This is a genomic window from Maribacter sp. 2-571 (genome assembly GCF_050589625.1).
In the GTDB taxonomy this organism is placed as follows: domain Bacteria; phylum Bacteroidota; class Bacteroidia; order Flavobacteriales; family Flavobacteriaceae; genus Pelagihabitans.
In genome coordinates, this window is record NZ_JBNGOP010000014.1 from 57,013 (window position 1) to 73,176 (window position 16,164).

Sequence of the window (16,164 nt, forward strand, 5' to 3'; positions counted from 1 at the left end):
TGCTGTTAAATTCGTTTGATTGAGTTGTATCGGGTTTTCCACGCTAATCTGCTGTATTGGTTTTCCCGCGTTTCAGCGCCCAATAAGCTAACACGAAATAAATGCTGGTACAACCGAATGCGCAGGTATAAAAAAGTTCTCTATTTTCGATATAATCTGTTTCCGTAGCACTTCCGAATAAAACATTACCGGCCAAAACCAAGGTAGCGATCAAAGCCGAAATAGCAACGAATTTTAATCCCTTCGAGAACATTGAAACATCCTTGGCAACAACAGCTTCATTTTTTGCTTGCTCTACGTGAAAGCGTTCAATGGCTTCATTACGAACTTCTTCTTCCTTGACCTCCTTTGCAAAGTTCTCTTTTGCCCCGTATTTAGATGCGAGCAGCGTATACACCGCGATGGTAAAAAACCAAGTAGGGATAAAGAGATAAAAGAAAGACATCACATCAAGCACATTTAAGCCAAAACCGAAAACCAAGCCCAAGCCCCACGACGCCATGGCAGGCATACTAAAGCTAAGCTTACGGTACGAAGACCAATAGCGGGTGTAGCCAATTCGTGGGAAAATTTGATGTTCCGCAAATACAATCGCCCCCACAGGAACGACCAGCAGCCCTGCGTAGGTGAGTAGCGGTAATATTTGTGAAAACACAAAGGGAAAACAGGCTACAGCAATGGTGACCATACCCACTACGATGGTCGTTTTCTTTCGAGAATGGTTGAAGAAAATCGCTTGTGCGGCCAAACCTGCCCTATACAAATTGGTAATAGCGGTCGTCCACCCCGCAACAATAACAATAACAAAACCGGACCATCCAAGGGCATAATAGGCCACATCACCTGGGTCGAGTTCTACTATAGATTTTCCTAAAATTACAGCAGCACCGGCTCCCATGATTCCGGCAGCGATCCATGCGACATAATGCCCGAACATCATGCCGGTACTGGTGGCATAACCGTAGCTTTTCTTTTTGGCAAAACGCAAAAGTGCCATATCGATCAATCCGAAATGGGTTATGGTATTTGCCGCCCAAGCAAAGCCGATGACTTCGACCAGTCCGATTCCAGGTTGTCCATCACTGTTGATTCCTGTCCAAATACTCTGATCCCCCAGAGTTATAATGTCGGCCCATCCCGCAGGTAACGTTTTATCCAAAACATCTAATGACAAAGCGGGAAGGAGCACCATAGCGCCACTGGTAAACATCACAAAAAGCCAAGGCGCACAGATGCCCGAAAATTCTGAAACGGCATTAAAACCATAGAGCGCGATGAAAACCACAACAATGCCCACCATCAAAACGATCAAAACAAACCAGACGTTGGTGGGATACCAATTGAGTTGCGCAGGAATATCAAAGGCAAAACGCACGGCAGTGGCCGATACGGTAATCATAGCAGCCGAAATTACCGAAAAGATGATGACATTGGCCCAATTGTACAACTTGGTCATCGAATCGCCCGCAATCTTATTCAGATAGGTGTAAAGGCTCAATCGCGTATCAACGGCAATGGGAGAGGTAATAAACCGCCAACTCAGTACGGCTAGAATATTACCGATTAGAAGCCCGAGAAGGATATCCATCGTTTTGGCACCGAGTGCGACAAAGGTCGCCCCAATAACAAACTCTGTTGCCGCAACATGCTCGGCAGCGTAGAGTCCAGCAAAATGCGTCCAATCGTGTAATTTGTGTTTGGCTACTGGTAATTGTTCTTCGTCAAGATCCTTAAACTGGTCAAAATCATTGTCGGCACGCATGGGCTTGGCTGGTTTTTAAGCGAAGACCTACAAGATAATACTTTTATGGTACCGATGTTGGAGAATTGAAGTTGTTTGTATGCCGGTGCATTTTCCAAATTCGTTTTATGAAACTATTTAATACCATTTTAACTTTGAAATAGCAAGTACGACAATGCAATTGTTTTTTAGGTATTCAAGTTAAAATTCCTGTCCCCAGCTTGACTAGTAACAGCCTTTTTAACCAAGAACAGTTGAAAAGAAATGATTCATTAACGCTATTTCAAAGTTAAAATGGTATTACTTGTGCAGACGAAGCTATTGTTATTGCTATGCTTGCTCTGGTACTATTTTTCCAGTATGGCGTATGGAATGCCATCGACATCCAGATTATCGATTACGGCCGGCTGTTCTCCGATAAATACACGCAGTATGCCACCTTTTTGCGAACCTATTTTTTTGTACCCGATTACCAAAAAGTTGTTTCCTTCATCATAAGTAACGGCGGTGGCCGTTTCTATTTCGTATTCCAAATTTCGTTTTTGATCAGAGAGAAACTGCTCAAAGTCGTACAGGACGATCAAATTGGAACTGAAATTATAGATTGCCGGTAAAAAGGAATAAGCGGCATTATCACCCGGGGGCATAATGTAGTAAAGGCTGCCAGAACTGTCAAAAGTGTGAAAATCGGAAGCGGCGAACTCCGTAGGCAAGTCCTCCCGGTACCTTACGGTTTCTTGAGAAAGCGTTTGACTGTTCATTATGGTATGTAAGGTATCATAGGAAACGATTACATCATTATTGGCATCTTTGATCAACCGCCGCGCATCGGTGCCCAAATTCATTTCAATGATAAAGGTATTGGTCGCCGCATCCATAACATAAAGCTTGTTTTCATTTACCGTTACCAAATCGGATGTCAATACAAACAAACGATTATTGGCGAATACCAAATGTTCCGGTTTCTGGACCATGGGAATATCGACAGGGTCACCACCTTGATCGCCTGTAGGTATGGCCCGGATAAAATAGTTGGTTTCCGTGTCGTTCTCCACTACTCCATAGCCGATATACACGGCATCATCGCTATGTGCGATACCAAGTGCCGTGAGACCACAATCTCCCAAATCTTCAAAAATGGTGGCGTCCTGTGCCGCATCGGTACTAAAATCGTATTTGGTGTAAGCACCACCACAGGGTCCTGTAGTATTGTAAAAGGAAATTACGTTTCCGTCCCTATAGGTAAAATCTGGTTGGTCCGTTGTTCCAAATGGGGCAGCTGTGGGATTCATGGTAATTACCTCACCATTGGCGTTCAACGATTTACTGGTAATCGTATTTCCACTGTCCATCAATAAGGTGTAATCGACCGCTGCTCCCACTGTGGGTCCATCGCCCGGGGTATCCGAACCATTTTCAGAACTACTACAGGAAACAAGGGCAAATACCGCCAAAAAGAGGCCGCAAAAAGTGTAGGTACGCATAATGTAAGTATTTGGGTTTTTACTGGTACTATACCGGAACCGCGTACATTTTAGCTCGCAATTCCTTAATGCCCTTATCGGACATGTATTCATCGAACGTCAAATGACGATCAATATTGCCTTTTGGGGTCAGTTCAATGATACGATCGGCTACGGTTTGCGCAAATTCGTGATCATGGGTAGTAAACAATACCGTTCCCTTGAAATTCTTCAATGAATTATTAAAAGCGGTAATGCTTTCCAGGTCCAAGTGATTCGTAGGCTCGTCCAACATTAATACATTGGCACGCAACATCATCATTCTACTGAGCATACACCTTACTTTTTCACCACCGGACAGCACGGTACATTTTTTAAGGGCTTCCTCTCCGCTGAACAACATTTTACCCAAAAATCCCCTTAGGTATACCTCCTCGCGCTCTTCTTCGGTTTTTGCCCATTGGCGTAACCAGTCGACCAAACTTACCGCTTGGTTAAAATATGAGGAATTGTCCGCGGGAAGGTAGGATTGTGAAGTAGTGATGCCCCATTGCAAATCACCGTTATCCGCGCGTTTCCTTCCGTTTACAATTTCGTAAAATGCGGTAGTAGCCCGCGAATCCTTTGAAATAACCGCAACCTTGTCCCCTTTTGCCAAATTCAGGTTTAACCCTTTGAACAATACCTCACCATCCTCGGAAGAAGCGGAAAGATCATTAATGTTCAGTATTTGATCGCCTGCCTCACGCTCCCGATCAAAAATAATGGCGGGGTATCTTCGACTGGACGGTTTGATGTCCTCGACCTTTAATTTGGAAAGCATTTTTTTTCGGCTCGTAGCCTGTTTGCTTTTTGCGACGTTAGCGCTAAAACGCATGATAAACTCCTGTAGTTCCTTTGCCTTTTCCTCGGCCTTTTTATTCTGTTGTGCTCTTTGCCGCGCTGCCAACTGGCTGCTCTCGTACCAAAACGTATAGTTACCACTATATAAATTGAGTTTACCAAAATCGATATCGCCGATGTGGGTACATACGGAATCTAGGAAGTGACGGTCGTGGGACACTACGATAACGGTATTTTCGTATCCACCGATAAAATGCTCCAACCAACTTATGGTATCGTAATCCAGGTCGTTGGTAGGTTCGTCCATGATCAAAACATCCGGATTTCCGAACAACGCCTGTGCCAAGAGTACCCTAACCTTTAACTTGGAGTCCATTTCGCCCATTGTAGTATAATGCAAGGTTTCGTTGATGCCCAAATTGGACAGTAGCGCCGCCGCATCACTATCGGCGTTCCAACCGTTCATTTCCTCGAACTGTACTTGTAGTTCCCCTATTTTGTCGGCATTTTCATCGGTGTAATCGGCATACAGCGCATCGATTTCCTGCTTTATTTTAAAAAGAGGGGTATTTCCCATTACTACGGTCTCCAAAACCGTGGCCGTATCGTATGCGTTGTGATCCTGTTCCAGAATGGACATTCTTTTGCCCGGTTCAAGGTGTACATGCCCTGAGGTGGGTTCAATTTGTCCCGATAAAATTCGCAGAAATGTAGATTTGCCAGCGCCGTTCGCACCGATAATCCCATAACAATTGCCTTGCGTAAACGATACGTTCACTTCATCGAACAATACTCTTTTACCAAATTGGACCGATAGATTGGAAACCGACAACATAACTACTGTTTTAAAATTTCGTGCAAAAATACGCAAAATAAGTTCCGTCGGCCAATAAACGTTGATTGCATGTCGCTTGACGAAAAGCAAGGGCCAAACCCCTAATATTTAACGCCCTATTAACAGCAAAGGCCCAATGCCTTGCTTACTTTTACCTTGCGTAGCGCTAGTTTTATGATAAAAAAATTACTATATCCCCTCGTTTTAGTAGTAATAGGTTGCGGTGAAGGAGTATTGAATACCCCTAAGGTACATTTTGCAGGAGAAATCGTCAATCCGACCAGTAAACATGTGGTATTACTAAAAGGAGACCGGGTCATCGACTCTGCTCAACTTGATGCCACCAACCGCTTTGCCTTCAACTTTGACTCGTTGCCCACGGGGCTATATCACTTCAACCATTCGCCCGAACTGCAGTACATTTATTTGGAGCCCGGCGATAGCATTACAATTCGATTGAACACCATTGATTTTGACGAATCTTTGGCATTTTCCGGGAAAGGTAGCGAGATCAGCAGCTTTCTGTTAGAAGTGTTTTTGGCCAAAGAAGCCGAAGCTCCTTTGATCAACGCATATTATACCCTGGAGGCGGGAGCCTTTTCACTCAAAATCGATTCCCTTAAAAAGTCGAAGATGGACATGCTTGGGGACTTGAAAAGTGATGGTGAAGTATCCGGGGAAGAAGAAGCCATTGCATTGGCCAGCATTTCGTACACCTACAATACGTTTATGGAGAAGTATCCTTTCAAACATAAACAGTTGGCCCATCAGGGCGTAATGGAAAGCTTGCCAAAAGGGTTTTATAGTTATCGCAAATCGCTTGATTACGGTGATGAAAAGCTGGTGTACCTGCGTCCCTATTACAATTTCATGCAACATCACATTCAAAACCGGGCCTATATGGATTGTTCCGAAAAATGTGCCGTGAACGAAGCTATTGTGAGGGACCAACTGCACTTTAACCAGCACAAAATGCGAATGATCGACAGTTTGGTCACCGCTAAGGAGCTAAAGGACAACCTTTACCGTTATGTTGCTTTCGATTATCTTTTGAAGGTACACGACACGGAGGAAAACAATCGAAAATTTATCGAGGAGTTTCACGAACTGTCACAGAACAATAAGCATCTGGAGGAAATTGACAATCTGTACCACGGTATTGAAAACATTCAACCCAATAAGTTCATACCCGAGCTTTATGTATCGAGCATGGATGGTGACACCATTTCACTTCGTGAAATTTCCGAAAAGGGGAAAACCGTTTTTTATTTTTGGTCCGGTTCGGAAAAAAGACATTTTAACAATATTAAGGCCAGGATAACAAAATTGAGCGAAGAACACCCTCGCTTACGATACGTTGGAATCAATATGAAAACCAATGAGCCAACTTGGAAGGCCATGGTAGAACGATCGGGCCTAGATAAAAGCTTACAGTTTAGGGCCGATGATTTTGAAGAGCTTACGAAATCATTGATTATTTATCCGCCCAATAAATGCGTTATTACCGAGGACGCAAAAATTGTCGATGCTTTTGCGAACATCTATTCCGAATTTTAGACCCCATACCGAACAACATACGTACGCGTCAAGAACAACGAAACAGTCTTACGGTAACAATAGTAAAGAAAATCGTTTATAGCAATACCAGCATAAAAAAAGACCGCTACGGGCGGTCTTTTCTTTTATTTTGAGCGAAAAACGTCGCCTTTAATTATCCTTTTTATAGTCGGCCAAAAACTTCTCAAGACCAATGTCGGTCAACGGGTGCTTTAACAGACCTTCTATTGCGGACAGTGGCCCTGTCATGACATCGGCGCCCAACTTGGCACAATCGATAACATGCATGGTATGCCGTACGGAAGCCGCCAATATTTCGGTGGCAAAAGCATAATTGTCATAAATCATTCTAATCTCCGCGATAAGGTTGAGCCCATCCGTAGAAATGTCGTCCAATCGCCCGATAAACGGAGAAACGTAAGTTGCTCCCGCCTTTGCCGCCAATAGCGCCTGACCCGCAGAAAAAACCAAGGTACAATTGGTACGTATACCCTTGTCGGAGAAATATTTTAATGCCTTTACACCATCTTTGATCATCGGCACTTTCACTACGATCTGGTCGTGCAGTTCGGCAAGCTCCTCCCCTTCCTTGACCATGGCTTCAAAATCTGTGGCGATTACTTCCGCAGATACATCACCTTCTACAATGTTACAGATATCAACATAATGTTTTAGGATGTTGTTACGTCCGCCAATACCTTCTTTGGCCATTAACGATGGGTTTGTGGTCACACCGTCCAAAACACCCAATGCCTGGGCTTCGCGGATTTGATCTAAATTTGCCGTGTCTATAAAAAATTTCATTTCCTTCCTAATTTATGTTGATATTGATTTTGTCCTCAAATAGCATCCGACAACCACCGGACGATCGTTCTAAAGATTTGGCAAAATTACAACTTATAATGTTTTAATAACATTTTCTCGAACACTTTCTGGGGCAACAACCGCTTTAGGGAAACCGAAGTTTTCTGTAAAAATGCTCCCACCTTGTAATGAATTTTTGGGGAAGGGTGCGCAATAATCTTGAGGATCGATTTTGCAACCTCTATCGGATCTCCACCTTGGTCGACATCATCGTTCAGTGCGTTCAAAGTATCCGCGTAGGTCGTGTAAGGCGAATCTTTTGAAGCGGCGGTGTGAAAACGGCCGGCGGCGATATTGGTGGCATAATCGCCGGGAGCCAAGTTCGCAACGGTAATTCCGAACGATCGCACCTCCATACGTAAGGCTTCCGAAACAAGTTCGAGGGCACCTTTGGAGGCGGAATAGATCCCGCGGTAGGGCAACCCCATATACCCTGCGATGGAAGTAATGTTGATGATCAAACCGTTCTTTTGTTTTCTCATTTGCGGCAGTACCGCTTTTGTCATCCGCAATGGGCCGTGAAAATTAATGTCGAAAGCGTTCATAATGGCATTTTCCGGTGTTTCTTCTAAAGGTCCGGTAATCCCGACGCCGGCATTATTGATCAACACGTCAACCCGCCCCTCCTTTTCCAACAAACGGTGTATGGCCGTTTGTATGCTTTTTGGCTCACGCACATCCAACTCTAATAAGGGAAAATCATTAAAATCCGGATGGGCCGAAATACTCCTGGTAGTACCGTATACCCGGTATCCCTTTTGTTTGAGATAGCTACCGATCGCTTTACCGATTCCGCTCGAACCACCTGTAATCAATACAACTTTGTCGCTCATATGTTTGTAAAATAAGAATAAAACCTAATACCATTTCAAAGTTAAAATGGTATAAGCACCGAAGAGGGCTACCCAAAATTTCACTTTAGGGCACAAAAAAAGGCAAGCTACCTACATCGCACCGCTACAACCATATACCCTTGCTGCGTTCCCGCCCTGGGGGATTCTACAGGAGCTGGTCGTGTAGGACTTGCCAAGTGCAAATATACGATCTTTTAAATGCTATTTTAAAATATTCCACCTAGAATATTCAATCAAAATGTCAATTTTATGATTCTACCCAATCGAATAGCCCCGGTCTGCGCTCGTGCCATATCGAAAAAACAAAAGGAGTTACGTTATACCATTTCTGTTCTTAAATTACTTAAATAAAAACCAGGGGTTTTTTGGGTAGGCGAAAAAGAAAATCCAAGCATAGCAATAGCTATGGTTAGCTTTTATTTTGAAGCATACACGGAAAAGAACAATTTTTAATGGGTAATTTAAGAACAGAAATGGTATTGCATATAAAAGTTTAACGGGTATTGGTATCTTTGAGGACGCGACCGTTTTCTGGAAAAACGGTAACAGTCAAGGACCCGATTCTTGGTTAATATCAATATTTTATTTTTTAAACGTTGTAATGAAACTACTTAATCATTGTAGAAAACACTCCTTTTTATTTATCGTTCCGGCGATAGTATTGTTGTCCGGGTGTGGGGATATGAACCGAAAAAAGACGGAACTTTTCAAGTTAAAACTTGAGGGCAAAACATTCAAACAGGACGATCGTGTGGCCGTCGCTATCGGCAATACCGAAAACAAGGAAATTAAAAGCATCATTTATACCATAGACGGGCAAACACTCCCGGTAACCGATGGGAAAATCTATTTGGCCATCAAAAAATTAGGCGAAAAAACGCTAAACGCTACCATAACCTATGATGAAGGCAAGGCAACGGTATCCAAAAACATTCGGGTACTCGCACCCAGGCCGCCAGAGGTGTATACTTACGAAATTGTAGCGGAGTACCCGCATGATGACCGTGCCTATACCCAAGGACTGGAGTTCCATAACGACACCTTGTACGAGAGCACGGGTAAAAAAGACCGCTCCTCTTTACGAAAAGTGGATTACAAAAGTGGTGAAGTACTTCAGAAAGTCGCCATGGACGGTACTGTTTTTGGAGAGGGCATAACCATACTGAACGAAAAAATTTTTATGCTTACCTGGCAGAGTAATAAGGGATTCATATACGATTTAACCACCCTGGAAAAACTCGATAATTTTCAATATGGCGAAAGCAAACAGGGATGGGGGTTTGCCAATGACGGGAAACGCCTGATCAAAAGCGACGGTACCGAAAAAATTTGGTTTTTAAATCCGGAAACCTTGGTAGAGGAAGATTTTATACAAATCGTTACCAACAAGTCCATTTTCAATAGGGCCAATGAATTGGAGTATGTAAACGGCAAAATATACGCTAACGTTTACCAGCGCCCGGGCATTATGATCATTGATCCGACCAGCGGGGCTATAGAAGGTGCCGTAAATTTTGGGGGATTGGACAAAAAGGTAACCAAATCGGATACTTGGAACGAATCGGAAAATGTGTTGAACGGAATAGCATACCATCCCGAAAGAAAAACATTCTTTGTCACGGGAAAAGATTGGGACAAGTTGTTCGAAGTAAACATCATTAAAAAATAAGGATGCCGACTTTTGAAAAAAGAATTGTAGTCGCGAAAAAGGACTTGGACGAGTTATATCACGTAAATAACGTGCGGTTCGTACAGTGGATACAGGATATTTCAAAAGCACATTGGGAGTTGCTGGTCGGGGACGAAATGCGTAAAAACATGGTATGGGTAGTTACCCACCACGACATCTCCTATAAAGGTGCCGCAACGGAGGACCAAGAGCTACGGATAAAAACCTATATTTCAGAAAGCAAAGGAGCGCAATCGATGCGGATCGTCGAATTTTATTGAACTCGAACGGGCACGCTTTTGGTGCGTGCAAAAAGCCAATGGTGTTTGCTGGGAGCAACCAATTTTAAGCCCATTCGAATACCAAAGGCCATTTTGTCCATATTTCATGAACAAGAAACATAAACAGTAAGTGAAAAAGAATATATTTTACCTTTTACGATCCGGTTCCCATAGTTTTCTCCAGGGGATTGGAATGTTGTTGCTTCTGGTGATGATCAGTTTTTGGAGCTCCTGTAGAAAAGATTTCGAATATGTGCAGAGTAACGGAAGGTTGGGCTTTTCAACGGATACCGTATTTTTGGATACCGTGTTCAACAACATCGGCAGCAGTACCTATAGTCTAAAGGTATATAATCGATCGGATGATGATATTGAAATCCCTAACATTCGATTGGCACAAGGTTCCGAAAGCGGATACCGGCTCAACGTAGACGGTGCTGCCGGAAAAGAATTCCAAAATATCCCCTTGCTTGCCAAGGACAGTCTTTTCATTTTTATAGAAACGACCTTTGCTATTTCCCAGAACGATGCCCTTACGTTTTTGTATACCGATGACCTTATATTCGATACCGGACCAAACGAGCAGACGGTATCCCTGGTCACACTCGTGCAAGATGCCGTTTTTATTTTTCCCCGGACCAATGCGGACGGTACCAAGGAAAGCATTCTGTTAGGGCTTGATGCGGAAGGCAACCAACTACGGGTCGAGGGTGTTGAACTGGCGGCGGACCAACTGAACTTCACTAATGAAAAGCCCTATGTTATTTACGGTTATGCGGCAGTACCCGAAAATGAGACCCTGGAAATAGACGCGGGTGCACGGGTACACTTTCATCAAAACTCCGGTCTTTGGGTCCAGAATGGGGCTACCTTAAAGGTCAACGGTGCCATAAGTAGCGATACCTTGTTGCTTGAAAATGAGGTCATCTTCGAGGGAGATCGTTTGGAACCGGAACTTGCCGATACTCCGGGCCAATGGGGAACGGTTTGGATGGCCAATGGCAGTACGGACAACGAAATTGACCATTTGACCATTAAAAATGCGACCGTAGGCCTACTGGTGGAAAGCGGTGCAACGGGAGACACCCCTGCCCTGACCCTGCGCAACTCCAAGGTGTATAATGCATCCAGCGTTAACCTTTGGGCGAGGAACAGCGCCATTGTTGCCGAAAATATGGTATTCGGCAGCGCAGGGAACATATCGGTATACTGTAATTTAGGAGGAAATTACCGCTTTACCCATACCACAATTGCCAACTATTGGTCCAGAGGCTTTCGGGGCGGCGAAGCCCTTCGGATCGATAATGAAATTGAGCTAGCCTCCGGAGAACGGTTTACCGGGAACTTGGTGAACGCCACTTTTGAAAACAGTATTATTGATGGCAGCAGTCTTTTGGAACTTGCTTTGATAGATAACGGACAAAATGATTTCAATTTCCTTTTTGACCATACCTATATTCGATTCGATGACATATCCGGCCAACTTTCCGGCTTACCGGTCTATGACTTTGAAAATACCGCGCGATACAACAGCGTTTTACTGAATGAAAATATTCCTTACAAGGGTACCGATCAAAATGATTTTCGATTATTGGAAAATGCCCCGATCATAGGCATAGGAAGTACCAGTGCCGCCCTTATCGTTCCTTTTGATATTTTGGGAATCGATCGTACCACCGCTCCGGACCTAGGCGCTTTCCAGTTTGTTCCAATTCCGTAGGGAAGCATCAATAACTCCCGTTTCGAGAATACCAGCTTTATAAATCCTTTTTTGTTAAAATCCAAAAAGTGCTAAACGCCCAAATGTTAAAATTTGTTAAATTGACAGATTTTTCTGTCAAAATAGCTTGTTTTCAAGGGGTTAGCAAAAAAAACTATAGTTTTTCTAAGGTTATTCTCTAATCCACTCTCGACCACTATCGCTAATTTGCAGTATCATAATTGGCACCAGAAATGGATTACAAGTATATCATTATCGATTCGGATGCTACATCAAATCTGCAGCTTATGCACTATTTGGATGAGCACGAAGATTTTGATTTTTTGGGGCTTAGTAAAACTAGTGGAGAAGGATTGAACAACATTCTTAAACTGCTTCCCGATCTGGTTTTCGTTAACTTGAACAAATCTGCGGAAGAGTGTTTCCAAATGGTCATGGAACTGCACCAATATGTTAAGGATATGCCACTGGTCATCGGGCTCTCAAAAACCAAGAATCACGCATACCAGGCCATAAAATGTAATTTTTTCGATTATTGGTTGCTTCCCTACAGCGAATTGGATATTCGCAAATCCCTTCTAAAACTAAAATTGCGATCACCAAAAGAGGACAAAACGCCCCATACCCTTTGTTTACAGTCCTACCGCGACTATCATTATGTGGATACCAACGATATCCTTTACCTGCAGGCGGACAACAATGCCACGGATTTTATAATGACCGACGGGTCCAGAATAAATACGTACAAAACCTTAAAGAGCTTTGAACAACAATTACCAAAAAGTTTCGTTAGGGTACACCAGAGTTATATTCTCAATACCAAACATGTTGCGCGAATCAATTACGGAAAGGCAATATGTAGTTTAAAAGGGCAAAAATTGCAACTCCCGTTTTCAAAAACCTACAAAGAAAACGTGGATGGCCTCAAAAAAATCCTCTCAAAAAACAGCATTTCCGCTTCAAATTAGTACAATTCTAATAAAATTAAGAAGAATTCTCTTATAAATGATGAGTTTACCCCGCACACTTTTAATCGTGCTCCTACGAGCTGGTTCTGTTCTACTTTAGTCATGAAAATAAAACGAACTACTAAAAACTACTATTATGAAAAAAGTGATTTTGATTGCCGCAGTATTGTTGACCAGTGTAGGACTTTATTCTTGCGAACAGGATAGTGCCGATGAGACCCAAGCACTTTATGAAAACTTACAAGCAGGCGATGACGACCCTACTGATGGTGATGATCGCGGATCAGGAAATTAAAACTCCTTAAAAAAAAGCCCCAACAGATGTTGGGGCTTTTTTTTATCTTCGTTATATGATATTGAGCCACCGATTCGTATTATTTCTCTTTCTTGCGAGTGCCCTATCATTATTTACCGCCTGCGAACAAAATAATTTAGAAAAGGATGCAACCGTCGATAGTGTCAAATCAGAACTAATACGAAAACCCGATATTACTGATGCAGAATATCAAAAGCAATTGCGGTCCGTTTTCAACAAAGCTCAAAACCTAAAAACCGATACTGTAAGAATAAAATACCTTTCAGAACTTTCGCTAGCCTTTTTAAATCAAAAAGACTCACTCCATTTTACAAAATCCAATCAGCTTTACCGAACCCTAAGCATAAAGTTAAAAGACAGCAACCGCCTCGCTGAGGCTCATTGGGATATAGCCACATTTTTCAGGAATACCGAGGTAATGGATAGTTCCTATTACCATTATGCCAAGGCACAAAAGATTTACGACGGTATGGGCAACGATTTTTATTCCGGTCGTATGTTGTACAATATGGGCTTCATACAGGGCCGTGTTAAAGATTATACCGGGGCGGAAATCAATCTTATCAAGGCCATTGAGCTTTTAAAACCCTTAAAGAAGAACAAACAACTTCACATGTGTTATAATTGGCTTGGAATGATAAGCGCTGGGCTCAAGGAATACGACAACTCCATTCGATATTACAACAAAGCGTTAGATTATGCTAAAAGCTTACCTAACTATAGGACCAAACAAATACAAGCACAGAATAATATCGGTAGTATATATTTGCGCCTTGAAGAATATGATAGGGCCGAACGTTTGTTTGAAGATATACTAAATTCAAACAAGAACCTTAAAATAGAAGATCCTCGTCGCTATTCAATAACTCTAATCAACCTGACACAAGCTAGATACATGCTTGAAAAAAATGATAAAGCTGAAGAAAATCTTAGGGAAACCCTTAAAATTAGAACAGAGCTCGAAGATAGTAGGGGTATTGCCAGCTCCAATTTTCATTTGGCCGAATTTTACCTTAGACAAAAGGATACGGTAAAAGCGTTGCACCATGGCATTTTGGCCAAGAAAGTTACCAAACAAAGTAATGACAATCAAAGAATGTTGGAAACGCTATTGTTATTGGGAGTAGTAGATTCCGAAAATGGGGTCCAGCATACTTTGGAGTATATTGCGCTGAACGATAGCCTTCAACAGGAAGAACGAAAAACCAGAAACAAATTTGCGCGGATCCGTTTTGAAACCAACGAAACCATAGAACAAAACCGCCTTTTAGCGCAACAAAAAAGGTTATGGATCGGAATTGCCGTGGTGGTTGTTCTATTGGCGTTGGCCGCATTCCTATTTTTTGATCAACGCGCGAAAAACCAAAAACTGCGCTTCCAAAAAGAACAGCAGGAAAACAACGAAAAAATATTCAACCTCCTTTCCGATCAAAGTCAAAAAGTGGAGGAAGGCAAAAAAATTGCCCAAAAACGCATTTCAGAGGAACTGCATGACGGTGTCCAAGGACGGTTACAAGGGGTGCGAATGTTATTGCTAGGGCTCAATAAACGAACGACCCCTGAGGCAATCGACCAACGTTCCGAGGCGATAAAGGAACTACAGGATATCCAAGAAGAAGTAAGGGCCATTTCCCACGAACTTAGCCATGCGGCCTACCAGAAAATACACAACTTTATCAAAACGATCGAGGATCTTTTAGCTAATGTAAAGGAAAGTGCCAAACTCGATTATTCCTTTGAGTATGACGACTCCCTACAATGGGACAATTTGGGAAGCGCCGTAAAAGTTAACCTGTATCGCATGGTACAGGAAAGCATTCAAAACTGCGTAAAGCATGCAGCGGCCAATCAGCTTAAATTGGTGTTTCATTTGGAAAAGGAAACGCTATTGCGGGTAAGTTTGATCGATGATGGTAAGGGCTTCACGATCAAAAAAGGGAGAAAAGGAATAGGAATGCGCAACATTGCCTCGAGAATAGCAAAGATAAATGGTGAGTTTGACATTGAAAGTGCTCCCGGTAAAGGCACCACCGTTACGTTCTTGATTCCCATAGCGTCCCTACAATTGGTCCAAAATCAGATATAAAGGACCCTCGTTTATCCGGAATGCGACCCACCATTAAACTTAAAAAGACAATAAATCACTTTCTACTCTTGCTTTTAAACAAAAAAAGTAGGATTTTGGCTTAATTAAGCTACTTTTTAAGTAGCTTGAACGCTGGGATGTGATGATAGGATAAACCCTGAAAAAATCTTTTATTTGGAAAAAGACTCCAGTGTAAGTCGCTGGGGTGAATCATAAAAAATAATAAGGAGTAATGGATAGAGTAGTGACAATTTTATCGGTCGATGACCATAAGATGACAGCTTTGGGATATAAATATATTCTGGAAGACGCTGTTTTTGAGGAGTACACGGTTCGTGTAGACGTAGCGAACGGCTATTTGGAAGGAGAGAAAAAAATTGAGGCGGCCGCGGGGACCGATCGTTATGATATTGTATTATTGGACATACAACTGTTCCCGGCAGAAGCCAAAGACCCTAGAACAGGACAAGATTTGGGCATACTGGCCCGTAAACTCATTCCCGAGAGCAAGGTGGTGTTCATGTCGTCCTTTAGCGATAGCTTTCGAATAAACAGTATTTGTCAATCCGTAAATCCGGACGGCTATTTGGTAAAATCGGAAATCGACGAGCTCAGTTTGATCGATATGGTAAAGACCGTGGTCAGCGCACCTCCTTATTACACCCATCTGGCATTGGTGGCCGTTCGTAAGAATATTGCACAAACCTTTCGCGTGGACGAACACGACCAAGCCATTCTCTATCAATTGTCCATTGGCACAAAAACAAAGGACATGACCTCGGTGATTCCGCTTTCCCAAGCGACCATCGACAACCGAAAGAGGGCCCTAAAACACAACTTTGGTGTACAGGACAAAAATGACCTCGCCTTGATCGAAGAGGCAAGGGTTAGGGGGTTCATCTAAAAAAATTAGATGAAATGCACGCAATACCCCTAAAAACCTAATTTTTCTAAGGTTTTTCTATAA

13 protein-coding genes and 1 other RNA gene are annotated in these 16,164 nt (G+C 42.7%); 8 read left to right on the forward strand and 6 right to left on the reverse strand.

What is annotated here, in order from left to right; genetic code table 11:
- Positions 1 to 43 precede the first annotated feature (43 nt).
- The 3 genes from ACRD7P_RS11600 to ACRD7P_RS11610 form a co-directional block, all read right to left on the reverse strand.
- Positions 44 to 1,762 (reverse strand): purine-cytosine permease family protein, encoded by a 1,719-nt coding sequence (locus tag ACRD7P_RS11600; protein ID WP_430907780.1) that lies wholly within the window; start codon positions 1,760 to 1,762, stop codon positions 44 to 46.
- Between the two features lie 326 nt (positions 1,763 to 2,088).
- Positions 2,089 to 3,225: a hypothetical protein gene (locus ACRD7P_RS11605; RefSeq protein ID WP_430907781.1), complete on the reverse strand. Its 1,137-nt coding sequence runs from the start codon at positions 3,223 to 3,225 to the stop codon at positions 2,089 to 2,091.
- Between the two features lie 28 nt (positions 3,226 to 3,253).
- The gene (locus tag ACRD7P_RS11610) at positions 3,254 to 4,882 is read right to left on the reverse strand and encodes an ABC-F family ATP-binding cassette domain-containing protein (protein WP_430907782.1); all 1,629 of its coding nucleotides are present in this window, start codon (positions 4,880 to 4,882) and stop codon (positions 3,254 to 3,256) included.
- Positions 4,883 to 5,056: 174 nt separating this feature from the next.
- Here ACRD7P_RS11610 and ACRD7P_RS11615 point away from each other — a divergent pair, with 174 nt between their 5' ends.
- Positions 5,057 to 6,439 carry a transaldolase gene (locus ACRD7P_RS11615; protein ID WP_430907783.1) on the forward strand — a complete coding sequence of 461 codons (1,383 nt, stop codon included), beginning with the start codon at positions 5,057 to 5,059 and terminating at the stop codon, positions 6,437 to 6,439.
- Positions 6,440 to 6,589: 150 nt separating this feature from the next.
- On the opposite strand, the gene fsa is transcribed toward ACRD7P_RS11615, so the two are convergent.
- The 3 genes from fsa to ffs form a co-directional block, all read right to left on the reverse strand.
- Positions 6,590 to 7,243 carry a fructose-6-phosphate aldolase gene (fsa, locus tag ACRD7P_RS11620; protein WP_430907784.1) on the reverse strand — a complete coding sequence of 218 codons (654 nt, stop codon included), beginning with the start codon at positions 7,241 to 7,243 and terminating at the stop codon, positions 6,590 to 6,592.
- Between the two features lie 86 nt (positions 7,244 to 7,329).
- The gene (locus tag ACRD7P_RS11625) at positions 7,330 to 8,136 is read right to left on the reverse strand and encodes an SDR family oxidoreductase (RefSeq protein WP_430907785.1); all 807 of its coding nucleotides are present in this window, start codon (positions 8,134 to 8,136) and stop codon (positions 7,330 to 7,332) included.
- 97 nt (positions 8,137 to 8,233) lie between these two features.
- Positions 8,234 to 8,332, reverse strand: an RNA gene (ffs, locus tag ACRD7P_RS11630) — signal recognition particle sRNA small type.
- A 426-nt stretch (positions 8,333 to 8,758) separates the two neighbouring features.
- On the opposite strand from ffs, the gene ACRD7P_RS11635 reads away from it, so the two are divergent.
- From ACRD7P_RS11635 to ACRD7P_RS11665, 7 genes are all read left to right on the forward strand, one after another.
- Complete coding sequence (locus ACRD7P_RS11635; RefSeq protein ID WP_430907786.1) at positions 8,759 to 9,826, forward strand: glutaminyl-peptide cyclotransferase; 1,068 nt, start codon at positions 8,759 to 8,761, stop codon at positions 9,824 to 9,826.
- A gap of 2 nt (positions 9,827 to 9,828) precedes the next feature.
- Entirely contained in the window at positions 9,829 to 10,107 is a 279-nt protein-coding gene (locus ACRD7P_RS11640) for an acyl-CoA thioesterase (RefSeq protein WP_430907787.1), read from the forward strand.
- Between the two features lie 130 nt (positions 10,108 to 10,237).
- A complete protein-coding gene (locus tag ACRD7P_RS11645) occupies positions 10,238 to 11,827 on the forward strand; it encodes a hypothetical protein (protein WP_430907788.1) in 1,590 nt (529 codons plus the stop codon).
- Positions 11,828 to 12,060: 233 nt separating this feature from the next.
- Positions 12,061 to 12,795, forward strand: a complete 735-nt coding sequence (locus tag ACRD7P_RS11650) for a LytR/AlgR family response regulator transcription factor (protein ID WP_430907789.1) — start codon at positions 12,061 to 12,063, stop codon at positions 12,793 to 12,795.
- A 136-nt stretch (positions 12,796 to 12,931) separates the two neighbouring features.
- On the forward strand, positions 12,932 to 13,090 hold the full coding sequence (locus ACRD7P_RS11655) for a hypothetical protein (protein WP_430907790.1): 159 nt from the start codon (positions 12,932 to 12,934) through the stop codon (positions 13,088 to 13,090).
- 439 nt (positions 13,091 to 13,529) lie between these two features.
- Positions 13,530 to 15,197 (forward strand): tetratricopeptide repeat-containing sensor histidine kinase, encoded by a 1,668-nt coding sequence (locus ACRD7P_RS11660; protein WP_430907791.1) that lies wholly within the window; start codon positions 13,530 to 13,532, stop codon positions 15,195 to 15,197.
- Positions 15,198 to 15,429: 232 nt separating this feature from the next.
- Positions 15,430 to 16,101, forward strand: a complete 672-nt coding sequence (locus ACRD7P_RS11665; protein WP_430907792.1) for a histidine kinase — start codon at positions 15,430 to 15,432, stop codon at positions 16,099 to 16,101.
- The last annotated feature ends 63 nt before the right edge of the window (positions 16,102 to 16,164 follow it).

Bases quoted from the DNA above. Each gene is read 5' to 3' on its own strand.
- ACRD7P_RS11655 (WP_430907790.1), top strand. From the start codon at position 12,932: ATGAAAAAAGTGATTTTGATTGCCGCAGTATTGTTGACCAGTGTAGGA.
- ACRD7P_RS11640 (WP_430907787.1), top strand. From the start codon at position 9,829: ATGCCGACTTTTGAAAAAAGAATTGTAGTCGCGAAAAAGGACTTGGAC.
- fsa (WP_430907784.1), bottom strand. From the start codon at position 7,243: ATGAAATTTTTTATAGACACGGCAAATTTAGATCAAATCCGCGAAGCC.
- ACRD7P_RS11605 (WP_430907781.1), bottom strand. From the start codon at position 3,225: ATGCGTACCTACACTTTTTGCGGCCTCTTTTTGGCGGTATTTGCCCTT.
- ACRD7P_RS11615 (WP_430907783.1), top strand. From the start codon at position 5,057: ATGATAAAAAAATTACTATATCCCCTCGTTTTAGTAGTAATAGGTTGC.
- ACRD7P_RS11650 (WP_430907789.1), top strand. From the start codon at position 12,061: ATGGATTACAAGTATATCATTATCGATTCGGATGCTACATCAAATCTG.
- ACRD7P_RS11600 (WP_430907780.1), bottom strand. From the start codon at position 1,762: ATGCGTGCCGACAATGATTTTGACCAGTTTAAGGATCTTGACGAAGAA.
- ACRD7P_RS11610 (WP_430907782.1), bottom strand. From the start codon at position 4,882: ATGTTGTCGGTTTCCAATCTATCGGTCCAATTTGGTAAAAGAGTATTG.
- ACRD7P_RS11625 (WP_430907785.1), bottom strand. From the start codon at position 8,136: ATGAGCGACAAAGTTGTATTGATTACAGGTGGTTCGAGCGGAATCGGT.
- ACRD7P_RS11635 (WP_430907786.1), top strand. From the start codon at position 8,759: ATGAAACTACTTAATCATTGTAGAAAACACTCCTTTTTATTTATCGTT.
- ACRD7P_RS11660 (WP_430907791.1), top strand. From the start codon at position 13,530: ATGGATAGTTCCTATTACCATTATGCCAAGGCACAAAAGATTTACGAC.
- ACRD7P_RS11665 (WP_430907792.1), top strand. From the start codon at position 15,430: ATGGATAGAGTAGTGACAATTTTATCGGTCGATGACCATAAGATGACA.